Annotated in this window: 23 protein-coding genes and 1 pseudogene; 8 read left to right on the top strand and 16 right to left on the bottom strand. The window is 65.4% G+C overall.

What is annotated here, in order from left to right:
- The first annotated feature begins 57 nt into the window (after nt 1–57).
- Nucleotides 58–1,119 (top strand): ferrochelatase, encoded by a 1,062-nt coding sequence (gene hemH, locus BMX57_RS08585; protein ID WP_092365131.1) that lies wholly within the window; start codon nt 58–60, stop codon nt 1,117–1,119.
- 78 nt (nt 1,120–1,197) lie between these two features.
- Here the strand turns inward: hemH and BMX57_RS08580 are convergent, their stop codons facing one another.
- Nucleotides 1,198–1,380 carry a hypothetical protein gene (locus tag BMX57_RS08580; protein WP_092365128.1) on the bottom strand — a complete coding sequence of 61 codons (183 nt, stop codon included), beginning with the start codon at nt 1,378–1,380 and terminating at the stop codon, nt 1,198–1,200.
- 138 nt (nt 1,381–1,518) lie between these two features.
- Nucleotides 1,519–1,802, bottom strand: a pseudogene (locus BMX57_RS21090) (L,D-transpeptidase); the annotation flags it as partial.
- 266 nt (nt 1,803–2,068) lie between these two features.
- Here BMX57_RS21090 and dalA point away from each other — a divergent pair.
- Nucleotides 2,069–2,569: a divisome-associated lipoprotein DalA gene (gene dalA, locus BMX57_RS08575; protein ID WP_092365125.1), complete on the top strand. Its 501-nt coding sequence runs from the start codon at nt 2,069–2,071 to the stop codon at nt 2,567–2,569.
- A 75-nt stretch (nt 2,570–2,644) separates the two neighbouring features.
- Here dalA and BMX57_RS08570 read toward each other — a convergent pair whose 3' ends face one another.
- The 7 genes from BMX57_RS08570 to BMX57_RS08540 form a co-directional block, all read right to left on the bottom strand.
- On the bottom strand, nt 2,645–3,109 hold the full coding sequence (locus tag BMX57_RS08570; RefSeq protein WP_092365122.1) for a PTS sugar transporter subunit IIA: 465 nt from the start codon (nt 3,107–3,109) through the stop codon (nt 2,645–2,647).
- 64 nt (nt 3,110–3,173) lie between these two features.
- Nucleotides 3,174–3,737, bottom strand: a complete 564-nt coding sequence (hpf, locus tag BMX57_RS08565) for a ribosome hibernation-promoting factor, HPF/YfiA family (protein ID WP_092365119.1) — start codon at nt 3,735–3,737, stop codon at nt 3,174–3,176.
- 255 nt (nt 3,738–3,992) lie between these two features.
- Entirely contained in the window at nt 3,993–4,751 is a 759-nt protein-coding gene (lptB, locus tag BMX57_RS08560; protein WP_092365116.1) for an LPS export ABC transporter ATP-binding protein, read from the bottom strand.
- On the bottom strand, nt 4,751–5,209 hold the full coding sequence (locus tag BMX57_RS08555; protein ID WP_092365113.1) for an LptA/OstA family protein: 459 nt from the start codon (nt 5,207–5,209) through the stop codon (nt 4,751–4,753). The genes lptB and BMX57_RS08555 overlap by 1 nt, the downstream gene beginning before the upstream one ends.
- 41 nt (nt 5,210–5,250) lie before the next feature.
- Entirely contained in the window at nt 5,251–5,850 is a 600-nt protein-coding gene (locus BMX57_RS08550; RefSeq protein WP_092365110.1) for an LptA/OstA family protein, read from the bottom strand.
- Between the two features lie 12 nt (nt 5,851–5,862).
- Nucleotides 5,863–6,831 carry a KpsF/GutQ family sugar-phosphate isomerase gene (locus tag BMX57_RS08545; protein WP_092365107.1) on the bottom strand — a complete coding sequence of 323 codons (969 nt, stop codon included), beginning with the start codon at nt 6,829–6,831 and terminating at the stop codon, nt 5,863–5,865.
- Nucleotides 6,828–7,442 carry a ribonuclease D gene (locus tag BMX57_RS08540; RefSeq protein ID WP_092365104.1) on the bottom strand — a complete coding sequence of 205 codons (615 nt, stop codon included), beginning with the start codon at nt 7,440–7,442 and terminating at the stop codon, nt 6,828–6,830. Before BMX57_RS08540 ends, BMX57_RS08545 begins: the two co-directional genes overlap by 4 nt.
- A gap of 237 nt (nt 7,443–7,679) precedes the next feature.
- Between BMX57_RS08540 and BMX57_RS08535 the strand changes: the two genes are divergently transcribed.
- Nucleotides 7,680–9,074, top strand: a complete 1,395-nt coding sequence (locus BMX57_RS08535; RefSeq protein WP_092365101.1) for a hypothetical protein — start codon at nt 7,680–7,682, stop codon at nt 9,072–9,074.
- Nucleotides 9,075–9,119: 45 nt separating this feature from the next.
- Here BMX57_RS08535 and BMX57_RS08530 read toward each other — a convergent pair whose 3' ends face one another.
- Genes BMX57_RS08530 through BMX57_RS08520 form a run of 3 tightly spaced genes read right to left on the bottom strand, consistent with a single transcriptional unit; the run spans nt 9,120 to nt 10,954 of the window.
- Nucleotides 9,120–10,004, bottom strand: a complete 885-nt coding sequence (locus tag BMX57_RS08530; protein ID WP_092365553.1) for an MBL fold metallo-hydrolase — start codon at nt 10,002–10,004, stop codon at nt 9,120–9,122.
- A 23-nt stretch (nt 10,005–10,027) separates the two neighbouring features.
- A complete protein-coding gene (locus tag BMX57_RS08525) occupies nt 10,028–10,468 on the bottom strand; it encodes a DUF6691 family protein (protein WP_092365098.1) in 441 nt (146 codons plus the stop codon).
- A gap of 3 nt (nt 10,469–10,471) precedes the next feature.
- Nucleotides 10,472–10,954 carry a YeeE/YedE family protein gene (locus BMX57_RS08520; RefSeq protein WP_342341975.1) on the bottom strand — a complete coding sequence of 161 codons (483 nt, stop codon included), beginning with the start codon at nt 10,952–10,954 and terminating at the stop codon, nt 10,472–10,474.
- A 239-nt stretch (nt 10,955–11,193) separates the two neighbouring features.
- Here BMX57_RS08520 and BMX57_RS08515 point away from each other — a divergent pair, with 239 nt between their 5' ends.
- Nucleotides 11,194–11,802 (top strand): hypothetical protein, encoded by a 609-nt coding sequence (locus tag BMX57_RS08515; protein ID WP_229724218.1) that lies wholly within the window; start codon nt 11,194–11,196, stop codon nt 11,800–11,802.
- Here the strand turns inward: BMX57_RS08515 and BMX57_RS08510 are convergent.
- The gene (locus tag BMX57_RS08510; protein ID WP_143057914.1) at nt 11,768–15,121 is read right to left on the bottom strand and encodes a trifunctional glycoside hydrolase family 18/polysaccharide deacetylase/glycosyltransferase family 2 protein; all 3,354 of its coding nucleotides are present in this window, start codon (nt 15,119–15,121) and stop codon (nt 11,768–11,770) included. The genes BMX57_RS08515 and BMX57_RS08510 overlap by 35 nt on opposite strands.
- Before the next feature lie 281 nt (nt 15,122–15,402).
- Here BMX57_RS08510 and BMX57_RS08505 point away from each other — a divergent pair, with 281 nt between their 5' ends.
- On the top strand, nt 15,403–17,964 hold the full coding sequence (locus tag BMX57_RS08505) for a DUF3131 domain-containing protein (protein ID WP_092365089.1): 2,562 nt from the start codon (nt 15,403–15,405) through the stop codon (nt 17,962–17,964).
- Here the strand turns inward: BMX57_RS08505 and betA are convergent.
- On the bottom strand, nt 17,961–19,619 hold the full coding sequence (betA, locus tag BMX57_RS08500) for a choline dehydrogenase (RefSeq protein ID WP_092365085.1): 1,659 nt from the start codon (nt 19,617–19,619) through the stop codon (nt 17,961–17,963). The two genes, BMX57_RS08505 and betA, sit on opposite strands and share 4 nt — an antisense overlap.
- 186 nt (nt 19,620–19,805) lie before the next feature.
- Here betA and choX point away from each other — a divergent pair, with 186 nt between their 5' ends.
- From choX to choV, 3 genes are all read left to right on the top strand, one after another.
- On the top strand, nt 19,806–20,729 hold the full coding sequence (gene choX, locus BMX57_RS08495) for a choline ABC transporter substrate-binding protein (protein WP_092365082.1): 924 nt from the start codon (nt 19,806–19,808) through the stop codon (nt 20,727–20,729).
- Between the two features lie 247 nt (nt 20,730–20,976).
- A complete protein-coding gene (gene choW / locus BMX57_RS08490; RefSeq protein WP_092365079.1) occupies nt 20,977–21,813 on the top strand; it encodes a choline ABC transporter permease subunit in 837 nt (278 codons plus the stop codon).
- Nucleotides 21,810–22,835 (top strand): choline ABC transporter ATP-binding protein, encoded by a 1,026-nt coding sequence (gene choV, locus BMX57_RS08485; protein ID WP_092365076.1) that lies wholly within the window; start codon nt 21,810–21,812, stop codon nt 22,833–22,835. Before choW ends, choV begins: the two co-directional genes overlap by 4 nt.
- A 6-nt stretch (nt 22,836–22,841) precedes the next feature.
- On the opposite strand, the gene BMX57_RS08480 is transcribed toward choV, so the two are convergent.
- Nucleotides 22,842–24,164 carry a GH1 family beta-glucosidase gene (locus tag BMX57_RS08480; RefSeq protein ID WP_092365073.1) on the bottom strand — a complete coding sequence of 441 codons (1,323 nt, stop codon included), beginning with the start codon at nt 24,162–24,164 and terminating at the stop codon, nt 22,842–22,844.
- 1 nt (nt 24,165) lies between these two features.
- A complete protein-coding gene (locus tag BMX57_RS08475; protein WP_092365547.1) occupies nt 24,166–25,197 on the bottom strand; it encodes a substrate-binding domain-containing protein in 1,032 nt (343 codons plus the stop codon).
- Nucleotides 25,198–25,227: the final 30 nt, after the last annotated feature.

Genomic DNA, 25,227 nt, shown 5'->3' with positions numbered 1-25,227 from the left:
AGAGGCCGGAACCCGTTATCTCAGGCAGAACCGCAGAAGAAAGCCAGGACGCCCGACATGCTCGATGCCACTTCGCCCGCCATTCGCCCGACCCATGCGCCCGCCGACCACCCCAAGGTGCGGATTGGCAAGGTGGGGGTGCTCCTGGCCAATCTGGGCACGCCGGACCACTACAGTTACTGGCCGATGCGGCGCTATCTGAACGAGTTTCTGTCAGACCAGCGCGTGATCGACTATCCGGCCTGGAAATGGCAGCCGATCCTGCAGGCAATCATTCTGACCAAGCGGCCATTCAGTTCCGGCGCGGCCTACAAGTCGATCTGGAACGAGGACAAGGGCGAAAGCCCGCTGATGACGATCACCAGGGACCAGACCGCCAAGATGGCCGAGGTTCTGCGGGCGCGGCACGGCGACCGGGTGATGGTGGATTTCTGCATGCGCTACGGCAATCCCTCGACCCGCTCGAAGGTGCGCGAGATGGTGGCGGCCGGATGCGAGCGGCTGCTGTTCTTTCCGCTGTATCCGCACTATGCCGGGGCGACCACGGCGACGGCCAACGACCAGTTCTTTCGCGCGCTGATGGAGGAGACCTGGCAGCCGGCGAGCCGCACGGTTCCGGCCTATTTCGATCACCCCGCCTATGTCGACGCGCTGGCCCGGTCGGTCGAGACCGCCTATGCCGGGATGGACACGGCGCCGGACGTCCTGGTGTGTTCCTATCACGGCATGCCCGAGCGCTATCTCCGGCAGGGCGATCCGTATCACTGCCAATGCGTCAAGACCACGCGCCTGCTCAAGGAGCGGCTGGGATGGGAGGACGACCGGATCGTCTCGACCTTCCAGTCCCGATTCGGTCCGGAGGAATGGCTGAAACCCTACACGGTGGACCACGTTGCCGATCTGGCGCGGCAGGGCCGCAAGCGGATCGCGGTCATCGCACCGGCGTTTTCGGCCGATTGCATCGAAACGCTGGAAGAGATCAACGAGGAGATCCGCGAAAGCTTCGAAGAGGCGGGCGGCGAGGACTTCACCTATATCCCGTGCCTGAACGATGACGACGCCCATATCGCTGCGCTGGCGGACGTGGTGGATGCCAACCTGGGCGGCTGGCTGGACTGACGCCCGGCACCAGTGAAGGCCAAAGAAAAAAGGCGGTGGATCGCTCCACCGCCTTTCCGGTTTTCTTCGCGCCTGGCCTTAGCCGGCTGCGATTGCCGCGCCTGCGATAACCAGCAGGATCAGGGGCAGCAGGATGCCGCTGGACGAACCGCGGGTTTCTTCGACGACGACGGGCGCCTCGACGATCGGCTCTTCCAGGTTGCCCGCATAGGCGGTCGATGCAGCAGCAGTCAGCGCGGCGGCGAGAACGAGTTTCTTCATAGTATCCTCCAGAATTTGCACGAATCCCCAGATGGGACCGCGCACCCAAGACTTTCCTCGTGCATTTTTCTAAGCAGCAAGCGTGTTTGATTGCAAACGCTTGTTGGCACCGAAGCCACTTAGAAATCGCCAATGTCGTCAAATTAGCAACACTTGGGCGCCCTTCCCGGTCATGGCGAAAAGCTCGGCAATTTGTTCATTGAAAAAGCCCGATGCGGCCGTTCGAAGATCTTGCGCCTGTCGCGGGTGCCGTGGATGCGGCAAAACGTCCACCCCAGGTAGGGCGCGTGGGTTCCAAGCGGGTTGTCCGGGTCCGGCGGGACGACATCGGGCCGTTACGGGTTGGGCCGCTTCGTCGTCGGGGTCAGTGCCCAACAGGGGCCTTCAACCTTGCGGGTGACGCTGGTGCGGTCGCGGCGGGTCTTTGCTGATCCCCTGCGCCAGTGCCGGCGCATCGATCGTTGCCGCAGCGCCCATCAGAAATGCGCGTCGGGTTCAGGCGGATCCCGTCCGTTTCACCATGTCACCCGCCATCATCCAGTCGTGTCCTGACCCGGCGTCGTTTTATGGCCGGAAAGCCGCACTCGCAAATCAAACAGGAAGAACTTGGCCGATTGTGGACTTGCGGCATTTGCGCCGTCGTGCCTGTCGGGGTATGTCGCTTTGGAAATCACGAATGGATTGAACGATGTTGCGTAGTCTTGTCCTGCTGATCGCGAGCGTCCTGGCCCTCGCAGCCTGCACCCCTCCGAACGATGTCGGAACCGGTGATCCGGGGCAGAAGATTTACCGGATCCGTGGCAATTCGGACAAGGTGCAATTCCGGATGCTTGATTCGGTGAACGCGCTGCGGTCGGCTTCGAACCTGCAGCAGGTGCAGCTGAACGCGCAGCTGAACGCCGCCGCGGCCACTCACGCCAAGGACATGGCCGCGCAGAACCGGCCCTGGCATTTCGGGTCCGACGGATCCTCTCCGCTCGACCGTGCGGCCCGGGCCGGGTACCCAGGCACGTTTTTGGGTGAGGCGATCGCGGAAACCTATGAGACCGAGTTGGAAACGCTTGCGGCCTGGATGGACGAGCCCGGTACGCGATCGATCATCCTGGACCCCACGGCCCGCGACCTGGGCTTTTCCTGGCATCAGGAGCGCGGCGGCAAGATCTGGTGGGCGCTGGAAATGGGCGGCTGAGCCCGGAACCCAGGCGCAGAGATGACAAAGGCCCCGGGATCGGGGCCTTTGTATTATGTCGACACGTCAGATCCGTCAGGTGACCTGAACGGCCTGAGGTTCGGTCAGGATCGTGTAGAGTTTGACCGGATCGAGATTCGACCGCAGCTTGTTGCACAGGGCCTGGTCGCGCAGCGTGCGCGACACCAGCGCCAGGGCCTTGAGATGCTCGACGCCGGCATCTTCGGGGGCGAAGAGCGCAAAGGCGATATCCACCGGCTGACGGTCCACCGCGCCATAGTCGATGGGCTTTTCCAGCAGGACGAACACGCCCGATACATCCTGAACCGTCGACAGCCGGGCGTGCGGCAGCGCCACGCCATGCCCCACACCCGTCGGCCCCAGGCTCTCGCGGTCCAAGAGCGCCTCGACCGTGGCCTGCGGCTTCAGCCCCAGCGCCGAGAAGCCGACATCGCCGATTTCCTGGAACAGGCGCTTCTTGCTGGACGCGGCCGACAATACACGGACGGCCTCAGGCTTGAGGATGCTGGAAAGCAGCATGAATGGCTTGCTCCGCGCGGCGGGTGCGCCGTGGGATCGGCGCACACCTGGTTCTGTTCCTGCCTTACGGGTCGATCCAGCCGATATTCCCGTCCTCGCGGCGGTACACGACATTCAACCCGTTCTTGCCCTCGTTGCGGAACACCAGCACCGGCGCTCCGGCCAGCTCCATCTGCATCACTGCTTCCCCGACCGACAGCGAGGGGATCTGTGTCTCCATCTCGGCCACGATCATGGGTTGCAGCGAGTCCGGCTCGGGTTCCGCATCCGATTCGTCAGAGGCGAGGATATAAGAGGACGCTCCGAGGAGTTCAACCGGCTCGCTGCGGTCCTTGTGGTGGTCCTTGAGGCGGCGCTTGTAGCGCCGCAGCTGCTTGTCCATCTTCTCGACGCAGGCCTCGAACGCGGCATAGATCTCGGTCGCATGCGCCTTGGCCTGAGCGGTCAGCCCGGTGGACAGATGCACCGTGGCCTCGCACACATATTCATGCGCCGAACGGGAAAAGACGACGTTGGCGTCGGTCGGGCGCTGGGCGTATTTTGCGACCGTCTCGCCCAGCTCGGTCTGCACGTGGGTCTGCAGGGCCTCACCGATGTCGATCTGTTTTCCGCTGATTTGGTAACGCATGTGATCTCCTTCGCAATGCTCACCCGGTTTGGCGCCGGCAACGGCGCGCCTGTTGTTATCGGGTGACGGGAACTGGCACGACAGGTGTTTGTCCGGCAACGCGCCTTTCGAAAAGGGGTCTGTCGGGGCCAGCATGGACACACTGTTTTGCCATGCTCCAATTGAGGCAAGAGACGCGGGGAGAGTCAATCAAAAGCGGCAGGGCGATGCCGGTTTTCAGGCCGGCGCGGCGGCGCTCCGGCGCGGGCCGCGCGGTCATGAAATGCGGAAATTGTCGCCCAGATAAACGCGCCGCACATTCTCGTTCTCGACCACTTCCGCCGGCGACCCGGACATCAGGACCTGGCCGTCGTGCAGGATATAGGCGCGGTCGACGATCTCCAGCGTCTCGCGCACGTTGTGGTCGGTGATCAGCACGCCTATCCCGCGTTTCCTGAGGTCGCCCACCAGGTGGCGGATGTCGCCCACGCTGATCGGATCGACCCCGGCGAAGGGTTCGTCCAGCAGCAGGTATTTCGGCTCGGCGGCCAGGCAGCGGGCGATTTCGACACGCCGTCGCTCACCGCCCGACAGGGCCAGCGCCGGCGCGCGCCGCAGGTGCTCGATCGAGAAGTCCGACAGCAGCTCCTCGAGCCGTTCGCGGCGCTGGTGGACATGCTTGACCGTCACGTCCAGCACCGCCGAGATGTTGTCCTCGACGCTGAGCCCGCGGAAGATCGACATTTCCTGCGGCAGGTAGCCGATGCCCATCCGTGCCCGGCGATACATCGGCAGGGCGGTGGCGTTCTGGCCGTCGATGGTGACCCGCCCCGCCTCGGGAAAGACCAGCCCGGCGACGGCGTAGAAGGTCGTCGTCTTGCCCGAGCCGTTCGGCCCCAGCAACGCCACGACCTCAGACCGGTCCAGCGTCATCGACACGTCGCGGATCACCGTGCGCTTGCGATAGGACTTGCGCAGCCGTTCGATCCGCAGGCCCGAGGAGCCCTGGGTCACCGTAAGGTCCGGGCCATCCATCAGTCGTCTCCGTCAGGTATGAGGATGGTCTTGACCCGGCCCACCATCTGCGCGGTGCCGGTCTGCAGGTTCACGGTCATCTTGTTCGAGGTCAGTGCATTCGCGCCCTGGGTCAGCAGCACGTCGCCGGTCATCACGATGACCCCGCTGCCGATGGTGTAGTCGGCGCGCTCGGCCTGGGCGGCGTCCGGGCCGCTGACCAGAAGCACGTCGCCGGTGGCCTCAAGCCGTTCGATGCCGGAGTTGTCGCTGTTGTAGATGACCAGGACCTGCCGGGCGTTCAATCGCATCTCGCCCTGACCCACGCGCACGTCGCCGCGAAAGAGGGCGGTCCCGTCCTCCTGGTTCACGTCCAGTGTCTCGGCCGTGACCTCGACCGGCAGGCCGGGATCGGCCTTGATCGTGCCGAAGGCGACATTGGCCTCCTGGGCGGCCAGAACGACCGGAGCGAAACACATGAGACAGGAAATCAGCAAACTGCGTATCGGAAACACGGGGACTATCTTTCAACCGTTTCAGGCTCGTATATCAGTTTCACGCCATTGGTGAAACGGATATGGATCGGTCCCTCGGCGTTTTCCGGGCCGAATTCCATCGCTCCGGCGGTAAGTTGCCCGATCGGCCCCTCGGCCTCCACCCTGCCGGGCGTGCTGCCCGAGACGCCGGTCAACGCCGCCTCGAGCGTGTCGGTGGTGACGGTCAGGCCATCCGAGGTGCGGATCACCACGTTTCCCATGAACGTGGCCACATCGGCATCCAGCGCCACCTCGCCGTGATCGGATTTCATCGTGATCCGCCGGCCGCCCTCCAGGGTGATGCGTGCCTGCAGCGTCTCGGCCAGTGCGGGCCCGCCCTCGCGGCCGGGTCGGGCGATATCGGCGGCCACGACGATTTCCTCGCCGCGCGAGGTCACGCCGGAATAGAACGGCGCCGTCACCTGCTGGTCGCGCAGCCGGTCGGCCATGTCCTGATCAGTGAAGGGGATCGTGCTTTCGGGGGTGATGCTGCGCGACAGCAGGAACACGGTGGACAGGAGTGCAAGCGCCGTCAGCGGTAACAGCACCTTGAGATACTGGACGATGCGGGAATGGGAATCCACCGCTCCGGCCCCTCAGCCCAGCCCGGCGCGCAGGCAGTCGTGGATCGTGAGGATACCTGCCGCCTTGCCCGGGGCCTCGGGATCGATCACGAACAGGCAGGTGATCTTGCGGTTGTCCATGACCGCAACGGCCTCTTCGGCCATCGCGTCGGGGGCGATCGTCGTCGGGGTGCGGGTCATCACGTCGCCGGCGGTCTGGTCGAGCAGCCCGGCCATGTGGCGGCGCAGGTCGCCATCCGTGATGATCCCCGCAAGGCTTCCGTCGCTTTCGGTGACGCCGACCACGCCAAAGCCCTTGCGGCTCATCTCGAGCAGGGTTTCGCCCATGCCGGTGCCGGTCCCGACCATCGGCAACTCATCGCCCGCATGCATCAGGTCGCGCACCCGGCTGAGCCGCGATCCCAGCTTGCCGCCGGGGTGGAAGGCACGGAAATCCTCGGGCCGGAAATCGCGATACTTCATCAGGGCCACGGCCAGCGCATCGCCCATCGCCAGTGTCAGGGTGGTCGAGATCGTCGGCACGATGCCAAAGCCGCAGGCCTCGCCCATCGACGGGATCAGCAGCTGCACGTCGGATTGCGTCATCAGTGTGCTGTCGGGATTGCTGGACAGCCCGATCAGGGGAATTCCAAAGCGGCGGGTGAAGGCCAGCAGGTTGACCAGTTCGGGCGCTTCGCCCGAATTCGAGATCGCCAGCACCACGTCGTTGCCCGAGACCATGCCCAGATCGCCGTGGCTGGCCTCGGCGGGATGCACGAAATAGGCCGGCGTTCCGGTCGAGGCGAGGGTTGCGGCGATCTTGTGGCCGATATGGCCGGACTTGCCGATGCCGCTGACGATGACACGGCCGGTGGCGCCGTGGATCAGCCGCGCGGCGTCGGCAAAGCGGTCATCCAGCGCACCGGCCAGCACCTCCAGCGCCCTTGCCTCGTCGGCGACCACTTGCCTTGCGGTGGCCAGGAATGCCTCGGTCTCGGTCATGAGTGTGCAAAGATGTCGATTTCGGGCCAGCCGGCCAGATCCAGCCGTGCGCGCATCGGCAGGAACTCGAAACAGGACCGTGCCATGTCGACGCGGCCCTCGCGCTCCAACCGGTGATCCAGCTCGTCGCGCAGGCGGTGCAGGTAGAGCACGTCCGAAGCGGCGTAGTCCAGCTGCGCCTCGCTCAGGGTTTCGGCGCCCCAGTCGCTCATCTGCTGCTGTTTCGAGATGTCGATGCCCAGAAGCTCGGAACACAGGTTCTTGAGCCCGTGCCGGTCGGTATAGGTGCGCACCAGCCGGCTGGCGATCTTGGTGCAGTAGACCGGCGCGGCCAGCGCGCCGAAAGCGTGATAGAGCGCGGCGATGTCGAAGCGCCCGAAGTGGAAGAGTTTCAGCACCTGCGGATCCTCCAGCATCGCGGCCAGGTTGGGCGCGCGATCCTGTCCCTTCTCGACCTGCACGATATGGCTGTCGCCATCGCCGCCCGACATCTGCACCACGCAGAGCCGGTCCCGGTGCGGGTTCAGTCCCATGGTTTCGCAATCGATCGCGACGATCGGGCCCAGGTTCAGCCCGTCGGGAAGATCGTTCTTGTAGAGGTGGTTCGCCACGCGCCGTGTCCTTTGTGGGTTTTCTGGCCCGAGATAGGCGCTTTGCGCGGCAAACTCAACTCTGGCCGTGCCGGGAACGGCAGAAGGCGACCAGCCGCCACGATCCGTTAGAAAACACCGGAAATGCCACAATTCCGATCAATTTCCGCCATGCCCAGAGCAGGATTCCCGTGCGTTCTGTTCCCAGGGTAATGCAACCGGGCGGATCTCGCCCAAGCTGGACGCGGGCGAAAACCAATGCCAAGCAGCACGTTCGGACAATTTCTGCAATCGTTGCTCGGCTACGAGTCGGGCTGGGATCGTCCGCGCTACGACAAGGGGATCATCCTCGAAAGCGAACTGGACGACTGGGCCGGCGGAAGCGTGGCGGAGTTCTTCCCCGGCTACGAAAGCTGGGGCCAGCTGACCGATACCGAGTGGGAGGAGATGTCCTATCGCTCGAAGAACTCCCTGGGTTTCGTCGGCTACCAGTTCGGCGAGGCGTTGCTGATCGACCTGGGATATTACGACGCCGACGTGTTCTATGGCAGCGGCGCGCCGGTCAACACCTGGACCGGCAGTTGGACCGGCAAGAACGGGATCGACTCGCTGGATGCTTTCCTGACCGCCGACGCGCAGGAGGTGGCGATCCGCGAGGCGTTCGGCCTGAACCTCGGGCTGATCTCGGACGGCCTGGCCGAGCATGGCCGGGCGATCGAGGACTTCCTGGGCACCACGGCGACCTATCATCAAGACGGCGCGCCGGTCACGGTTCAGCTGACCCAGTCGGGCCTTCTGGCAGCGGCGCATCTGGGGGGTGCAACGGCGGTGGCCGATCTGTTGCTGAACGGGGCGGTGGCGCAGGACGAGTATGGTACAACGCTTCTGCAGTATGTCGAACAATATGCCGGGTTCGACACGCCCACGGTGGCCGACTCGATCGCCTATTTCCAGGATCGCCTGACCGGGGACGAGGGGCTTGGCCCGCAGACGCTGCCCCCGGGGATGTTCGATGGTGACGGAATCACCGTGGCCTCGGCGGATGTGGCGGTTGTCTGGGCGTGGGGCACCCACAAGGTCATCGACGATTTCGACCCCGCGCGGGACACGCTGTTCATCGACTGGTTTTCGGCCGAGCAGATCGACATCGCCGACACGCCACAGGGCCTGCTTCTGGCCGTTCCGTCGAACCAGCAAAGCCTGCTGCTGAGCGGCGTGACCGCGGCGCAGCTGGATCCCGGCAACGTGCATGCGCGCGACGACAGCGTCCGCGCGGAACTGGCCGACCTGGCCCAGCGCGGGGACATGCCGGTGCTGTTGGGCGCGGCAACCTCCTGCGAGCCCTTCGGGCCGCAGGCCGAGCAGGTGGAGCTGGACTGGAGCTGGGGCGCCCATCGCCAGATCGTAGGCTTCGATCCCGAATGCGACCAGCTTGTGTTCAAAAGCTCGGCGCCATCGGACATTTTGGTCTCACAGGCCGGCGGTGATCTGGTGTTCGGGTTGCCCGGCAACAACAGCAGCCTGACACTGACCGGTATCCGGGCCGACCAGATGTCCCGTGACGCGTTTCTGGCGGCGGATCTGGACAGCCTGCTCGACGCCGCAAGCCCGTTGCTGCAACAGCTTCAGGATCTGGGCATGGATCTGCTCTGAGGGCGATGTCCCCGGGGTCGCATGCCGGCCTGATGCGGCCGGATATCAGAGCTTGTTGACCGGCACCTTGAGCTGCGGATTGCCATCTTGGTCGGTCGGGATCTCTCCGGCGCGCATGTTCACCTGAAGCGACGGGATGATCAGCCGCGGCATGGCCAGCTGCGCGTCCCGCTCGGTGCGGAACTTGATGAACTCCTCGCGCGTCTTGCCGCCGCCGACATGGATGTTGTTGGCCTTTTCCTCGGCCACGGTCGTCTCCCACTGGATGTCGCGGCCGTTGGGGCCGTAATCGTGGCACATGAACAGGCGCATGGCGTCGGGCAGGGACAGCACCTTCTGGATCGAGTCGTAGAGCGTGCCGGCATCGCCGCCGGGAAAATCGGCGCGGGCCGAGCCGCCATCGGGCATGAAGAGCGTGTCGCCCACAAAGGCCGCATCGCCCATCACATGCACCATGCAGGCGGGCGTATGCCCCGGCGTGAACATGGCAAAACCCTGCATGTGGCCCACGGTGTAGGTATCGCCATCCTGGAACAGGGCGTCGAACTGGCTGCCGTCGCGCTGGAACTCGGTGCCTTCGTTGAAGATCTTGCCGAAGGTGTCCTGCACCAGCTGGATATTCGCCCCGATGCCGACCTTGCCGCCCAGCTTGTCCTGGATATAGGGCGCGGCGGACAGGTGGTCGGCATGGACATGGGTCTCGATGATCCATTCCAGCGTCAGGCCGCGCTGCCGGATCGTGTCGATCAGCCTGTCGGCATGGTCATGGGTGATGCGACCGGCGGCATAGTCGATGTCCATCACGCTGTCGACGATGGCGCAGGCGTCCGATGTCGGGTCCTGCACGATATAGCTGATCGTGTTGGTCGCCTCGTCGAAGAACGCATCGACCTTGGGCCGGAGGTCCATGTTCACGGGGTATTGGGCCATGTCGAAATCCTCGTGATGCGGGGTCATGCGGGCGCGTCGGTGTTGCGGCGCCGCATGGTGGATTGGATCGCGCGGGCCAGCAGGATACCCGCAATCAGGGCCGCGACAAAGATCGCGACCTCGAACCGGCCGGTTCCCAGCGCCGGCAGGGCGCCGCCGGGGCAGAAGCCGGCAATGCCCCAGCCCACCCCGAACAGAGCCGATCCGCCGATCAGTTTCGGGTCCAGGTCGCGTTTCGTCGGCAACTGGAATTCCGGTCCCATGACCGGTGCGGAGCGGGACAGGACCAGGCGGTAGCCCAGGAAGGTGACGGCCAGCGCGCCACCCATCACAAAGGCCAGCGACGGATCCCAGGATCCCGCGATGTCAAAGAAATTCAGGACCTTGGCCGGATTTATCATGCCCGAGACCGAGATGCCGATGCCGAAGATCAGGCCGATCGCATAGGTGACGAGAAGGCGCATGGGTCAGGCTCCGATCACGTGGCGGATGACATAGACGGTGGCGAAGGTCGCCGCCATGAAGGTCGCCGTCGCGGCGATCGACCGGGGCGACAGACGAGCCATGCCACAGACCCCGTGCCCCGAGGTGCAACCGGATCCGAAGGTGACACCGACACCGACGATCAGCCCGCCCAGCGCCAGCATCGGGGTCGAGACCGGGACCTCGATTTCCGGCATCGAACCGGTCAGCGCCAGAACAGCCAGCGGTCCCGAGATCATGCCCAGGATCATCGCCGCGCGCCAGGCAAACTCGCGCGGGTTCGCCGGGGTCAAAAGGCCGGCAAGTATCCCGGTCGCCCCGAGGATGCGACCCAGCGAGAGCATCAGCAGCACCGCCGCGACGCCGATCAGCGCGCCGCCGGCCAGCGAGGCGAAAGGAGTGAATTCGGTTTCCATGCTGCGTCTCCTGTTGCTTGCGTCTCGGGTGCGGGTGGCGCGCCGAAACATTCTCTGGTTCGAATATGTAGGGCGAATTCGCGGCTTTTGGAAGGGGGTCTTGTGCAAGATCCTCTTGGTCCTTGGCGGCGGCAAGCGGTGGCGATCGACCTGAATCCCGGCGATCATTTGCTGATCACGCCCGGTTTCCAGCATGTTTATGCCCATTTTATGCGCTTTCCTCGCCCTACCGATGACCTAATGTTGCGTAAGTTAAGGAAGGTGGAACGATAGCTGCGCGAAGGTGGGACATGAACAGAATTACCAGGCTGACGCTGACCCTTGGACTGGCCGCCGTACTGAGTGCGTGTTCCACCGGCAATCCCACCGCAAGCCGGGCGAACCTGCCGAACTCCGAGCTTGAATCGGTGAGCGCCGTCCGTGCGGCCCCGCGCGAGCGCAGCTTCCCGGCCTATATCACCGGATACAGTTTCTGGGACAATACCCCCCGCGGATCCGCCGCCATCGCGCGCCCGGTGTTGCGCCGCTCTGCCGGCGGCACCGGAACCTACACCGACCCGATCACCATTGCCGTGGGCCATGTCATCTCGGGCGGGCGCCAGACGCTGGACTACCCGGCGGGCACCCGGTTCTACCTGACCAAGCTGCGGAAATACGTGATCGTCGAGGATGTGTGCGGCGATGGTCTGCGTCCGCAGGATGGCCCGTGTCACAGCGGGCACAGGGGGCTTCCGTGGCTGGATGTCTATATCGACGGGCGGCGGGCCGGCGAGACGCGCGCGACGCAATGCGCCTATTCCTTCACCGGCGTGCAGAAGATCATCATGAACCCCCAGCCGAACTATCCGGTTGCCCGCGGGCCGATCACCGAGAGCGGCTGCCGGACGTTTCCGACGTAAGCGCATAGGCCGGTTGTTGTTTGACAAGTTCCGCCAGATTCACCGAGGCCGTGCGCCGCAGCTTGCTCCAGCTGGCCAGCCGGCCGGTCAGCGCGCGCCACAGGGCGCGGTAGACGGTGAGTGTCAGCAGCGGGCGGAAAAAGATGCGCTGCATGGGCAGGACCAGCAACAGTCTCCTGCTTGCCCTCGGTTCCAGCACGAACGCCGTTACGGTTACGATCGTCTCGATAACCGGCAGAACCAGGCACCCGGCCAGAACCATCCCCGACACAGGCCCGTCCAGAATCGGTGTGCCCTGCACCAGGTCGACGGCTATGCCGGCCAGTGCGAGCAGGATGACCAGGTCCACGACCGGCGCAAAGACCGGGATCAGCACGCCGAAGATCAGCAGATCGGGAAAGGTCCAGCGGCCCAGCGCGCCCTGCTCGCGCAGCGCGCGGCGGTGTTTCCAGGCGGTCTGCATCATGCCCAGCGACCAGCGCAGGCGCTGCGCGAGGAAGGCGCGAACGGTCTCGGGCGCTTCGGTAAAGGTATAGGCCCGCTCCTCGAAGCGGACCTGGTAGCCGCAGCGCAGGATCGAGACGGTGAGGTCGGCATCTTCGGTCATGGTTTCCGCCGAATAGAGCCCGGCATCATGCACGGCGTCAACGCGCCAGGCGCCGATCGCCCCGGGGACGACCATCATCGCGTTGCGGGTCTCGAAGGCGCGGCGGTCGATGTTCTGGGCGGTGATGTATTCGACCGATTGCAGCCGGGTCAGCAGGTTGCCCGGGTTGCAGACCATGACATTGCCGGCCACGGCGCCGACATCGGGATCGGCGAAATGCGGAACCAGCCGGCCGATCGCCTCGGGATCGACCAGCGTGTCGGCGTCGATGGCCACAACGATCTCGCTGGTCACGCTGCCGAAGGCCGTGTTGGCGGCTTTCCACTTACCCTGGTTTCGCTGGGACAGCAGGGTCACGCGCGGATCGTTGGCGAATTCGCGCTGCACCACGCCCTTGGTGTCGTCGGTGGATCCGTCGTCGACGACCATCACCGACAGGTTCCGATAGCGCGAGGCGAGGATCGACCGCACGGTGCGGACGATGACCTTTTCCTCGTTATAAGCCGGCACGAGCACGGTGACACTGGGCCGATGCAGGGGAAGGACCGTGCTGTCGCGGCCGCGCCGCAGGGCCAGCGTCAACATGACAAGCGCCCGGAACAGGCCCAGCCCGATCACCACCCAGAACGCGACTTTCAGAACGCTCAAACCGCCGCCCAGGGCGGCGATCGCGTAGCGTTCGAAGACCTTGCGCGACCCGAACTCCACCGGCATCAGGTCAGCGCGGCCCAGTCCGGCCAACTCGTCGAGGTTGACGAAGCGGTAGCCTTCGGCGCGCAGTCCGCTGATGACGGCGGGCAGGGCTTCGACAGTGGCGCTGCGGTCGCCGCCGCCGTCATGCAAAAGGATGACGTTGCCATCGCCGTCCAGCACCGAGCGGATGATGAATTCGGTGATCTGGTCGGCGCTCTCGATCTCCCAGTCGGGGGGCACGATCTCGCTGCCGAGGGTCAGATAGCCTATCTGGTCGACCATGTGCATCTTCTGCGCGATCGTCCCGGCAATCGGCCCGCGCCCGCGCACGAAGGGTGCCCGGAACATGACCGGCGTGTGCCCGGCCACGCTGGCCAAGATCCGCGCCTGCAGGTTCAGCTCGGTCCGGATGCGCCGGTCGCTGACCTGATCCATCTGGCTGTGAGAGAAGCTGTGCGAACCGACCAGATGGCCCTCGTTGATGACCCGGCGAACCATGTCCCGTTCGACCAGCATCTGCGTTCCGACCGGGAAAAAGGACGCCGTGACACCGGCCTCGGCCAGAATGTCCAGGATCGGCCCGGTCGCCGCCGTGTCCGGGCCATCGTCGAAGGTCAGCGCCACGACCTTTTCGTCCGGCCGGCCCCAGCGCCGCACCGAGTAGGGGCGCGGCAGAGCGGCATAGCGCAGGTCGGCGACGCGGCCGGTCTGCGCATCGATGCGAACCGTCCGGCGTCCGGCAGCGCCGCTTTCAGTGAAATCCAGGAACGGGCCTTCGCCCGAATAGCGGACGTGACCGGACAGATCGACCTGTTCCAGAAGAGGCAGCGCGGTCTCGGCGTCGAGCGTGGCTTCGGTCAGAAGCGGCCACAGGCTGGGATCCTCGCGGCCGAGGCCCCAGATCCCGATATTGCGCACCCCGGCGCTCCGCGCGTCGAGCATCTGGTTGTAGGTCGTCGCGGCTCCGGCAAGCCAGATCTGATGCCGCCTGCCTGTCGAATCCAGATAGGTGATCAGCGTGTTTTCCGACGCGGTTGCGAATTTGCTGCGACCGCGGTTGCCCGCAAGCCCCTCCATCGCAGTGGCATAATCGATGGCAACGCTGCCCGACCGGCCGCTTTCCCAGGCGCGGCCACCCGCGCCCAGCATCAGGACCAGGCGTTCGGGCGAGATGGCTGTGGTTGCGGCAGCGAGCGTGTCGCGGTACCAGTCCCGACCAGAGACCGGGGTCGGCGTCCCGCTGTCCAGCCTGTGCCGGAACGCCTTGACGAGAACCCTGTCGGTGATGTCCAGCAAGCCGCTGGCGCCGCCGTCCAGAGCGTCGGCGCCAAGCGCGATGCAGCTGTCCCGGCCGGTGTCCGACACCGCGCGCGCGAACTCCGAAACGAAGGTGCCCATGCTGCCCAGCTGTCCAACGGGCAGGGCCGACAGGTCGACGCATACGCCGGCATGATCGGGAAAGGTCGTGACGCGCGCCAGTTCGCGCACCAGCCGCGCCCGCGAATCGGGCTCGGTCAGATGTACCAGCGCATCAGGCGCATCGCCCGGCACCCGCACCACCGGCATCGCCTGGTATCCGGTGCCAAGCCCGTCCAGGGTCACGCCGTTGTCCGCGGCAGGAGCGGTGTTGGCCAGCGTCCTGAGCCCAGCGTCGTCCAGGTGGTACCACTCGGGCATCACCACATCGACCGCGTCGCACGCCTGCGCAAGCGAGGTTTCCATCCATTCCAGTTGCACCGGAACTGTGGCGAAGACATTTTGGAACCCGGCGCGACCGGGCGTGACGCCCTTGGTGCAGCCCTGCGGCGCGGCGGCAGCGTGATCATGGGAATGCGGCTCGACCACCGCCAGATCCACTGCGCCGTCGGTTTCGAAATCGAACAGCGGCTGCGTTCCCGGGGTGTGAGCATTCCGGGCCACAAGGTTCTGCCCTTGCGGTCCCTGTTCCATCAGAACGCTGAGCGTCAGGCCCGCAACCCACAGGCCGAGAAGGATGAAGAAGGACGAGGCAAGCGCCACGAGGACCTTGCCCCGAACAGGCGAACCCGCGCCAAAAACCTGATTGATGCCGCCGCCCTGCCGACGGATCGGCCCGACGGAGGGCTTGAACCCACCAAAACGCAAAACGTAGCCCCCCCGGACCAGGCACGATCAAGTAATGATGACCGCGCGCCGTTTGATTAAAGCTCTATAGTTCGGGGGTGTCCAAGGGAAATGCGCGCAAGCGCGGCGCCGGAGATCCGGTGCAACTATCGCAAAGGTTGTTGGACTTGCAGAGTGGACTGAACAGGCGACAGATCTTGCAGGCCGGTGCCGCCGGGCTGGCCGCCACGTCCTTGCGCGCGGTCCCGCTGCGGGCCGAGGTCGGATCGACGAATGTGTTCCTGGTGTTCTCCGACGTCTCGCCCGCCGTGCCCGAGCCGGTTCTGCGCGCTTTGGTGACGCCGCTGGCGCAAGCCGGGATCGCGTTCACCTTCTCTTTCGACATCGCGTGGTGGCGGGGAACCGACCCGCTGCGCACGGCCGCGTTGCGACGGTTTTTTTCGCGCCTGGCGCTGAACTATTCGGGGCTTGGTGAGATTGCCTTGCACATGCAGGGAATTAGCAAGATGAAGCCCTATTTCCAGGGGCGTACGGCGATGGAAATCCGTGCCCGGATACTCGAAGCCTTTGCCGATGGCGACGGCGATATTGGTGCGATCGACCGCGTTGTCACCGCCACGGACGACTGGCCTGACAGGATCGAACGGCCGCGCGGATTCCGCGCCGCCGGCCTGCGAAACCTGCTCATTCTGCCGCCCGGAAACATCCGGCCGCTCTATGAATACTCCGACCGCGAGATCCTGCGCGTGGCCGGCGGGGCGACCTGGATGATCTCGGAATCTGACGCGCGGCTGCAATCAGCAGTAGAATTTCTGGCGGACCAGTCCAACCCGGGGACTCTCAAGATTGCCCTCAGAAACATCGACAATCTGTCGGAATCCGAGGCGAATGTCCTGGGATCCGCGATTGTGGAGCGGGTTTTTGGCGCGGTCGCGAATGGTCGAATCAACCTGGCCCTGCCATCGGATTTTCACCTCCAAAGCCTGCCGGGGTATCGCCGGAAGATCCACCTGGTTCTGGACCCCTCACAACCGGACCCGCCGGCATCTGCGCTGGAGGATTTCGCCCGGCGCCTGGCGGATGTCGGCATCCGCGGGCTTTCTTCGGGGGCCATTGCGGCCCCGGCCCCGGAAAGGCCGTTCCAGCCCGTGAATTGCCCGACCTTCCGCCTGCCGGGCGACGGGCTGGACGCGGCGCAGGATGACACCGCACCGACGCCCCTGTGCTGGCCGCGGGACGAGGGGGGCGCGCGGCGCGCGACGGAATGGGTCGGGGCGGCGCTGCAACAGCCGGGCCAGACGCAGGGCATCGACGCCGATGGGCATCTGCGCATGGGGCGGGTCGTGGATCTGCGCACGGCCACGGATATCGCGCGGCTGGACGGGATGTTGTCCCGCTACCAGGATGCGGTGATCCGCATCGCACCGGATCTGCTGGCCTCGGGCGGCGAGCGGGTGCGCCTGGCGGCGGCGCTGGGCGATCTGGTCGAGGGCGCGGGCACCGAGTTCGTGGACCGCGCGGCCTATCTGGCGACGCATACGCCCATCGACCCGGTGTTCGACAAGTTCCGGCGCGAACAGAACCTGCGGGACCTGGCCGCGCCGCTTGTGCCAGCCGGCAAGACCGGGCGTGAGGACCGGCTGCTGATGAAGGACGCGGAACTGGCGTTGACCTATCTGGAAAGCCGGCGGCACGAGCGCACGGGCCTGGTTCCGGCCACCGTGTTCGACCGGCCCGGTCGCGACTTCGTCTATGACAAGATCACCATGTGGGATATCGGCTCCTACCTTCTGGGGCTGCAATCGGCCGGAAATCTCGCGCTTCTGCCGCGAGCGGAATTCCTGGCCCGGGCGGAACAGGTGCTCGGCCTGCTTCCGGTGAGCGAGATCAACGGCATGCGCCTGCCGGCCAGCGAGATCTCGGCCAAGAGCGGGCGCGTGCTGACGCGGGAATTCAACGCCTGCGACAATGGCCGGCTTTTCTCGGCCCTGACGCGGCTACGGCAGGAGCCGGAGTTGCTGCCTATCATCGATGCCAAGGTCGAGGAATGGGACATCGCCGCCACGATCTCGGACGGGATCTATCACAATGTGGAACGCGGCCGCGCGGCGCCGTTCTACCTGTCGCACTGCACCCACTACATGACCCGGGCCTTCGAGCGGATCGACAAGCCCGTGCGTTCGCCCTATCGCTATGATCCGGCGTCGTCGTCGCAGGCGGACCAGAGGATGCGGCTTCTCTATGCCGCGGATGAGATCGGTCTCCTCGGGGCCGAGCCCTTGCTGCTCGAGGCGATCGAGCTGGGTTGGTCGCCCGAGACACGGTATCTGGCCGATGTGCTGTTCACCGAGCAGGCGCAATCCTATGCCCGGACCGGGGATCTGGTCTGCGTATCCGAAATCCCGGTGAACCAGAGCCCGTGGTTCACCTATCAGGGGCTGGACATCGGATCGGAGGCGCGGCGCTGGGGCGTCGAGACGGTGTCCGACGATCCCCGGTATTCAACCGAGACCTTCCAGCGCAAGATCGCGCTGGTCAGTTCCAAGGCCGCCTATCTGTGGCATGCGGTGCATCCGCATCCCTACTCCGAGTTGCTGATGAAACACGTCCGCGACCGCGCGCGGATCGAGGGTCTGGGATTTTCCACCGGCGTCTTCGTCGAGACCGGCCTGCCGGTCGAGAACTATTCCGACGTCAACACCAACTCCATCATCCTGCAGGCCATCGCCCACCGGCTCGGGGCCGGAAACCAGCTCTAGCGCTGGCTGCTCTTCCAGTCGGGATGCATCCACGGCCGGTCGTTCGCGGGCGGCAGGGCATCGCGCCCCAGCAGGTGATCGCTGACCTTTTCGCCGACCAGGATCGACGGCGCGTTCAGGTTGCCGTTGGTGATGCGTGGAAAGATCGAGCTGTCGGCCACGCGCAGCCGATCGACCCCGATCACCCGGGCGTGGGGGTCGACGACCGCGCCGGGATCGTCCGCCGCCCCCATCCGGCAGGTCCCGCAGGGGTGATAGGCGCTTTCGGCATGCTCGCGGACAAAACCGTCCAGCTCGTCATCTGTGGTCCGGTCGGCCCCCGGCAGGATTTCGTGTTTGACATAAGGCGCAAAGGCCTCCTGCGCGAAGATCTCGCGGGTCAGCCGCAGGCAGGTGCGAAAATCGACCCAGTCCTGCTCGGTCGACATGTAGTTGAAGAAGATGCGCGGTGCGGCCTTGGGATCGGCGCTCTTCAGCGTGATCTCGCCGCGCGAGGGCGAGCGCATCGGGCCGGTATGGGCCTGGAATCCGTGCCCCTCGGCGGCGGCCTTGCCGTCATAGCGCACCGCCATCGGCAGGAAGTGATACTGGATGTCGGGATATTCCACGCCGGCACGTGAGCGGATGAAGGCGCAGCTCTCGAAATTGTTGGATGCGCCCAGCCCGGTCTTGGTGAACAGCCATTGCGCGCCGATCACGCCTTTCCAGAACAGGTTCCAATAGCGGTAGAGCGTGATCGGCTGCTTGCTGGCCATCTGGAAATAGATCTCCAGGTGGTCCTGCAGGTTCTGGCCCACGCCTGGACGGTCGGCGATCACCTCCAGCCCGTGTTCGGCCAGATGCGCCGCCGGACCGATTCCCGACAGCATCAGGAGCTTGGGCGAGTTGATCGACGAGGCGGCCAGAACCACCTCGCGCCGGGCGCGGATCACCTCGACCTGTCCGCCGCGTTCGACCTCGACACCGGTGGCTCGGCCATCCTCGATCACGATCTTTCGGGCCAGCGCGCGCACCAACTCGCAATTGGGCCGCTTCAGCGCGGGGCGCAGATAGGCGTTGGCCGCGGACCAGCGCCGGCCCTTCCAGACGGTCTGCTCGAACGGTCCGAACCCTTCCTGCTTTTCGCCGTTGTAGTCGTCGGTGACCTCATAGCCGGCCTGCCGTCCGGCATCGACAAAGGCCTGGTAGAGCGGGTTTCTGCGCGGCCCGCGGGTCACATACATCGGACCGTCGGTGCCGCGCCAGGCGGGGTCGCCGCCATGCCCGCCATCGTGCCATGATTCCATGCGCTTGTAATAGGGCAGCACATCCGCATAGCCCCAGCCCGCCGCGCCGCTTTCCGCCCAATGGTCGAAATCGCGCGCGTGACCGCGCACATAGACCATGCCGTTGATCGAGGACGACCCGCCGATCACCTTGCCGCGCGGCGTGACCAGGCGCCGGCCGCCCAGATGCGGCTCGGGCTCGGTCTGAAAGCCCCAGTCATACATCGACATGTTCATCGGATAGCTGAGCGCCGCGGGCATCTGGATGAACGGGCCGGCATCGCTGCCGCCATGTTCGATGACCAGCACCGAGGCCCCGGCCTCGGACAGCCGATAGGCCATTGCACACCCGGCCGACCCGGCCCCGACGATGACAAAATCCGCTTCCATATCCGCCTGTTTCGTTCCTGGCCATGGCCCCGGATCGCCTTGCACGGTGCCAAATGGTGGCTTGACCGGCAGGCAACCGCCAATAGGCTCGTGGCGCGAGCTTCGACCCAGCAGCTCAAATGAGTTGCAATGTGAAGCTTGTTGGATTTTAATTGACTCGTCAATCAAGAAAACGGGGAGCTGACAATGACCATGAAAACCGCCCTTTCCGCGCTGGCGCTGACCGCGCTGGCCGGCACCGCCTCTGCCGAATGCGGCACCGTGACCTTTTCGGATGTCGGCTGGACCGACATCACCGCGACCACTGCCGCGACGACTGTCGTGCTCGAGGCGCTGGGCTATGAGACGGACATCAAGGTCCTGTCGGTGCCGGTGACCTATACCTCGATGGCCGAGGGCGACGTGGATATCTTCCTGGGCAACTGGATGCCCACGATGGAGGGCGACATCGCCGCCTACCGCGAGGCCGGCACGGTGGACACCGTGCGCGAGAACCTGGAGGGCGCGAAATACACGCTGGCGACCAACGCGCCGGGCGCGGCGCTTGGCATCGGCGATTTCGCAGACATCGCCGCGCACAAGGACGCGCTGGAGGGCAAGATCTATGGCATCGAGCCGGGCAATGACGGCAACCGGCTGATCCAGTCGATGATCGACGGCAACGCCTTCGGCCTGGAGGATTTCGAGGTCGCGGAAAGCTCGGAACAGGGGATGCTGGCGCAGGTCGCGCGGGCCACCCGCAAGGACGAGCCGGTGATCTTCCTGGGCTGGGAGCCGCACCCGATGAACGCCAATTACGACATGACCTATCTGACCGGCGGCGACGAGTTCTTCGGCCCCGACCTGGGTGGGGCCACGGTCTATACCAACACCCGGGCAGGCTATGTTGATGAATGTCCCAACGTCGGCGCGCTGCTGAACAACCTCAAGTTCTCGCTGGAGATGGAGAACGAGATCATGGGCGCGATCCTGGACGATGGCGAGGATCCGGCCGATGCGGCAACGGAATGGCTCAAGGCCAACCCGGATGCCTACATGGCCTGGCTGGACGGCGTGACCACCAAGGATGGCGGCGATGCGGCCGCGGCGGTCAAGGCCGCGCTGGAATAAGGCACAAGGGGCGGGCCTTCGGGTCCGCCCCGCCGTGACATGAGCCATTCGACCCTGTTCCGGGGACACCAGCATCGCGGCGGCATTAATCACATCCAGCCTCCAGCGCAGGATGCGCCCGCGGGTCATGGGGTTGGTGTGGAACACGAACTCTGGCATGACGGTCTCTGCGACCCGTCTCGCCGCCGCCGCCCCCACACGCGCCCGTTTTCCGCACACGTGCCAAGCCAAAGCGAAGGAAGCGTTCATGCTTGACTGGATGACAGAACACAAGATTCCGGTGGGCGACACCGCCGGCGCGCTTTTCGACTGGGCGCAGGACAATGGCGCCTGGTTCTTCGACGGGCTGGCGGTGGCACTGGAAGCACTGATCGACGCGATCCTGTGGGTCATGCAGACCCCGCATCCGCTGATCGTGGTCGCAGTGTTCGTAGCGCTGACCTGGGTGCTGCAGCGCAGTTGGCGGACCTGCCTCTTCGTCGCGCTTGGGTTCCTTTTCATCCTCAACCAGGATTACTGGGAAGAGACCACCGAAAGCCTGACGCTGGTGCTGTCGGCCTGTGTGGTCTGCATGGCCATCGGTACGCCTATCGGCATCGCCGCGGCGCATCGCCCGGCGCTTTACCGAACAATGCGGCCGGTGCTGGACCTGATGCAGACCCTGCCGACCTTCGTCTACCTGATCCCGGCCATCGTGTTCTTCGGCATCGGCATGGTGCCGGGCCTGATCGCCACGGTGATCTTCGTTCTGCCGGCGCCGATCCGGCTTACGCATCTGGGGGTGTCCTCGACACCCACCGCGCTGCTCGAGGCGGCCGAGGCGTTTGGCGCCACCTCCAGCCAGAGGTTGTGGAAAGTCGAACTGCCCTATGCCTTTCCGCAGATCATGGCTGGACTAAACCAGACGATCATGCTGTCGCTGTCGATGGTGGTGATCGCGGCGCTGGTCGGGGCCGACGGGCTGGGCGTTCCGGTGGTCCGCGCGCTCAACCAGGTGAACACGTCGCTGGGGTTTGAAAGCGGCTTCATCATCGTCGTGGTGGCCATCATGCTGGACCGTATTCTGAGGGTGGAACGCAAATGACCGTGGCAGTCGAGTTCGACAAGGTGTCCATCGTGTTCGGCAAGCAGCCCGCAAGCGCTTTGCCGCTGATGGATCAGGGGCAGAGCCGTGGCGAGGTCCAGAAGGCGACCGGCCAGGTGCTGGGCGTGCATGATTGCTCGCTGACCGTGGAAGAGGGCGAGATCCTGGTGCTGATGGGCCTGTCGGGGTCGGGAAAATCGACCCTGTTGCGGGCGGTCAACGGGTTGAACCCGGTGGTGCGCGGGTCGGTGCGGGTCAATGACGGCGATCGGATGGTGGACATCACCGGCGCCGATGCCGCCACCCTGCGCCACATGCGGCTGGAGCGGATCGCGATGGTGTTCCAGCAATTCGGCCTGCTGCCCTGGCGCAGCGTGCGCGAGAATGTCGGGCTGGGCCTGGAGCTGGGCGGCGTGGGTGCCGACGAACGGGCCAAGCGGGTGGACCGGCAGCTGGCGCTGGTGGGTCTGTCGGACTGGGCCGAGCGCAAGGTGGGCGAGCTGTCGGGCGGCATGCAGCAGCGCGTGGGGCTGGCCCGCGCCTTTGCCACCGATGCGCCGATCCTGCTGATGGACGAGCCGTTCTCGGCGCTGGATCCACTGATCCGGACGCGGTTGCAGGACGAGTTGATCGAGCTGCAGCGCGACCTGAAACGCACCATCATCTTCGTCAGCCACGACCTGGACGAGGCCTTCAAGCTGGGCGACCGCATCGCCATCATGGAGGGTGGCCGGATCGTGCAATGCGGCACGCCCAAGGAGATCTTCTCGGACCCGGCCAACGACTACGTGGCGGATTTCGTGGCGCATATGAACCCGCTGGGCGTGCTGTGCGCGCGCGACGTGATGCAGCCCTCGGACACCGAGGCGGCGATCACCTGCGGCCCGGACACCGATATCCGCGAGGTGATGGGCATCGTGCAGGAAACCGGCAAGCCGGTCGGCGTGGTCGAGGACGGCGCGCAGATCGGCCAGATCACCCGCGACGGCGTTCTGACCAAGCTGCTGGATCCGCGCGCCTGAGCCCGCTCAGCCGCGCCGCAGGGCGCGGGCCAGCGCGTGATAGGACGCTTTCGGCGTGCGCTCCAGCGTGTCGAAATCCACATGCACCAGGCCGAACCGCTTTTCATAGCCCAGCGCCCATTCGTAATTGTCGAGCAGCGACCAGATGAAATAGCCCTGCAGCGGCACGCCCTCGTCGATCGCCCGCCTCGCCTGTTCCAGATGCGCGTCGATATAGTCGATGCGCGCCTGGTCCGGCACCGCGCCGTCGACGATTTCATCGGGATTGGCCATGCCGTTCTCGGTCACGTAGAGCGGCAGGTCCCCGGTGTATTCCCGCGCGGTGCGGGTGAGAAAGCGATGGATCCCCTCGGGAAAGATCTCCCAGCCCATCTGGGTCTTGGGCAGCGGCCCTTCGGCCTCCTCGTGATGCGGCCAGGGGCCCTCGCTGGGGCGGATCAGTTTGCGGGTGTAGTAGTTCAGGCCGCACCAGTCGACCGGGGTGCCGATGGTGGCAAAATCGTCCTGCCAGTTCTCGGGCAGATGCGGCTCTAACCCGGCCAGAACAGTGTCGGGATAGCTGTGCTTGAACACCCCGCTCATGAAGAACCGGTTGTAATAGCCGTCATAGAGGTCGGCCGCGGCGCGCGCGGCGTCGGTGTCGTCGGCCGGGTCGGCCCATTCCATGTTGAACACCGCGCCCAAATTGCCCATGCCCAGCGCGCGCATGGCCTGGATGGCGCGGCCATGCGCCAGCAGGACGTGGTGCATCGCCCGCGCGGTGGCGCGGATGTCGCGCAGCCCCGGCGCGTGATGGCCCAGGAAATGGCTCAGCCAGCCGACGCACCAGGGCTCGTTGATCGGCGCGACGCTGAACATGCGGTCGCCGATCCGGCCCATGATCGCGCTGGTGAAATCGGCGAAGCGGTCGGCGATGTCGCGGTTGCGCCAGCCGCCGATATCGGCCAGCGGCTGCGGCAGCTCCCAGTGATAGAGCGTGGCGCAGGGCTTGATCCCGCGGGCCAGCATCGCGTCGGTCAGCCGGTCATAGAAATCCAGGCCCTCGGGATTGACCCTGCGCCCGTCCGGCATGACCCGCGCCCAACTGGTGGAAAACCGGTAGGCGTCGAACCCGGCATCGGCGACCAGGTTCAGATCCTGCTCGTAGCGGTGGTAGTGGTCGCAGGCGCGATCCCCGTTTTCGGCCCGCACCACGTTGCCGGGCGTGGCCGCGAAACTGTCCCAGTGGGTCTGGCCGGCGCCGCCGAAGACGTGCCCCTCGATCTGATAGGCGGAAGTGGCGGTCCCGAACAGAAATCCGTCGGGAAAGTCCTGTCTGCTGTGCTGCATGTCAGTGTCCTGTCTTGGCTGGCCCGGTGGAGCGCCCGACCACCAGTTCGGCCTCGAGCATGAGCCGGTTCGGTTCGGGTGCGGGGTTCTCGATGCGGTCTATCAGCATCTCGGCCAGGATGCCGCCGGCCCGGCGCACGGATGATCGCGTGGCGGTAAAGATCGGCACGTCTCCGCCGTTCCTGAGGTAGGACAGATCGTCGTCATGGGTGATGACCGAGACGTCGCGCCCCATGACCAGCCCGGCCTCTTCGATGGCGCGGCGCACGCCGATGGCCGAGATCATCGAGGCCGCCAGGATCGCGGTCGGGGGATCGTCCATGCGCAGCATGTCGCGGGTTTCGCGATGCCCGTAGATCTCGGTCATCTCGGCGCTGCGCATCAGCGCCGGGTCGGGGTCGATGCCGGCCTCGCGCAGGGCGCTGAGATAGCCGTCGCGGCGGCGATGGGCGAAATCCATCGTCTCCAGCCCGTTGATCAGGGCGATCCGCCGATGCCCCAGGTCGGTGAGGAAACGGGTGGCGCGCTGGAATGACCGCTTGTTGTTCACGTCGACCCAGCCATAGGGCTGCGAGATGCCGCTGGCGCGGCCATGCACGATGAAAGGGATACCGATCTCGTTCAGGATCGGGATCCGCGTCTCGTTCACCCGCGGGCCCTGCAGGATGATGCCGTCCACCGACCCGCGCGAGATCAGCGCGCGGTAGGCCTGCGCTTCGTCGCCGTCCGCGACCCGGGAAAAGATCATGTCATAGCCCGCCTGCGCGCAGGCCTCGGACGCGCCGGCGACAAAATCCCCGAAGATCGGGTTGACCATCTCGTGCTGGGTCGAAGAGGGGATGACGTGGCCGATCACCCTCGCGCGGCCCGTGGCCAGCCCCTTGGCGCGGCTGTTGGGGTGGTAGTTGAACCGCCGCGCGGCCTCTTCGACGCGCTGGCGGGTGGCCTCGCTGACCTCGGGATAGCCGTTCAGGGCGCGGCTGACCGTGGTTTGCGACAGGTTCAGTTTTTCGGCCAGCGTCTTGAGGTTCATCGGTGTCAAAGCGGTTTGGATTTCGGATGA

The organism is Cribrihabitans marinus (assembly GCF_900109035.1).
GTDB lineage: Bacteria > Pseudomonadota > Alphaproteobacteria > Rhodobacterales > Rhodobacteraceae > Cribrihabitans > Cribrihabitans marinus.
The sequence above is the reverse complement of the archived record's forward strand: the minus strand, read 5'-3'. Positions and strand labels throughout refer to the sequence as shown.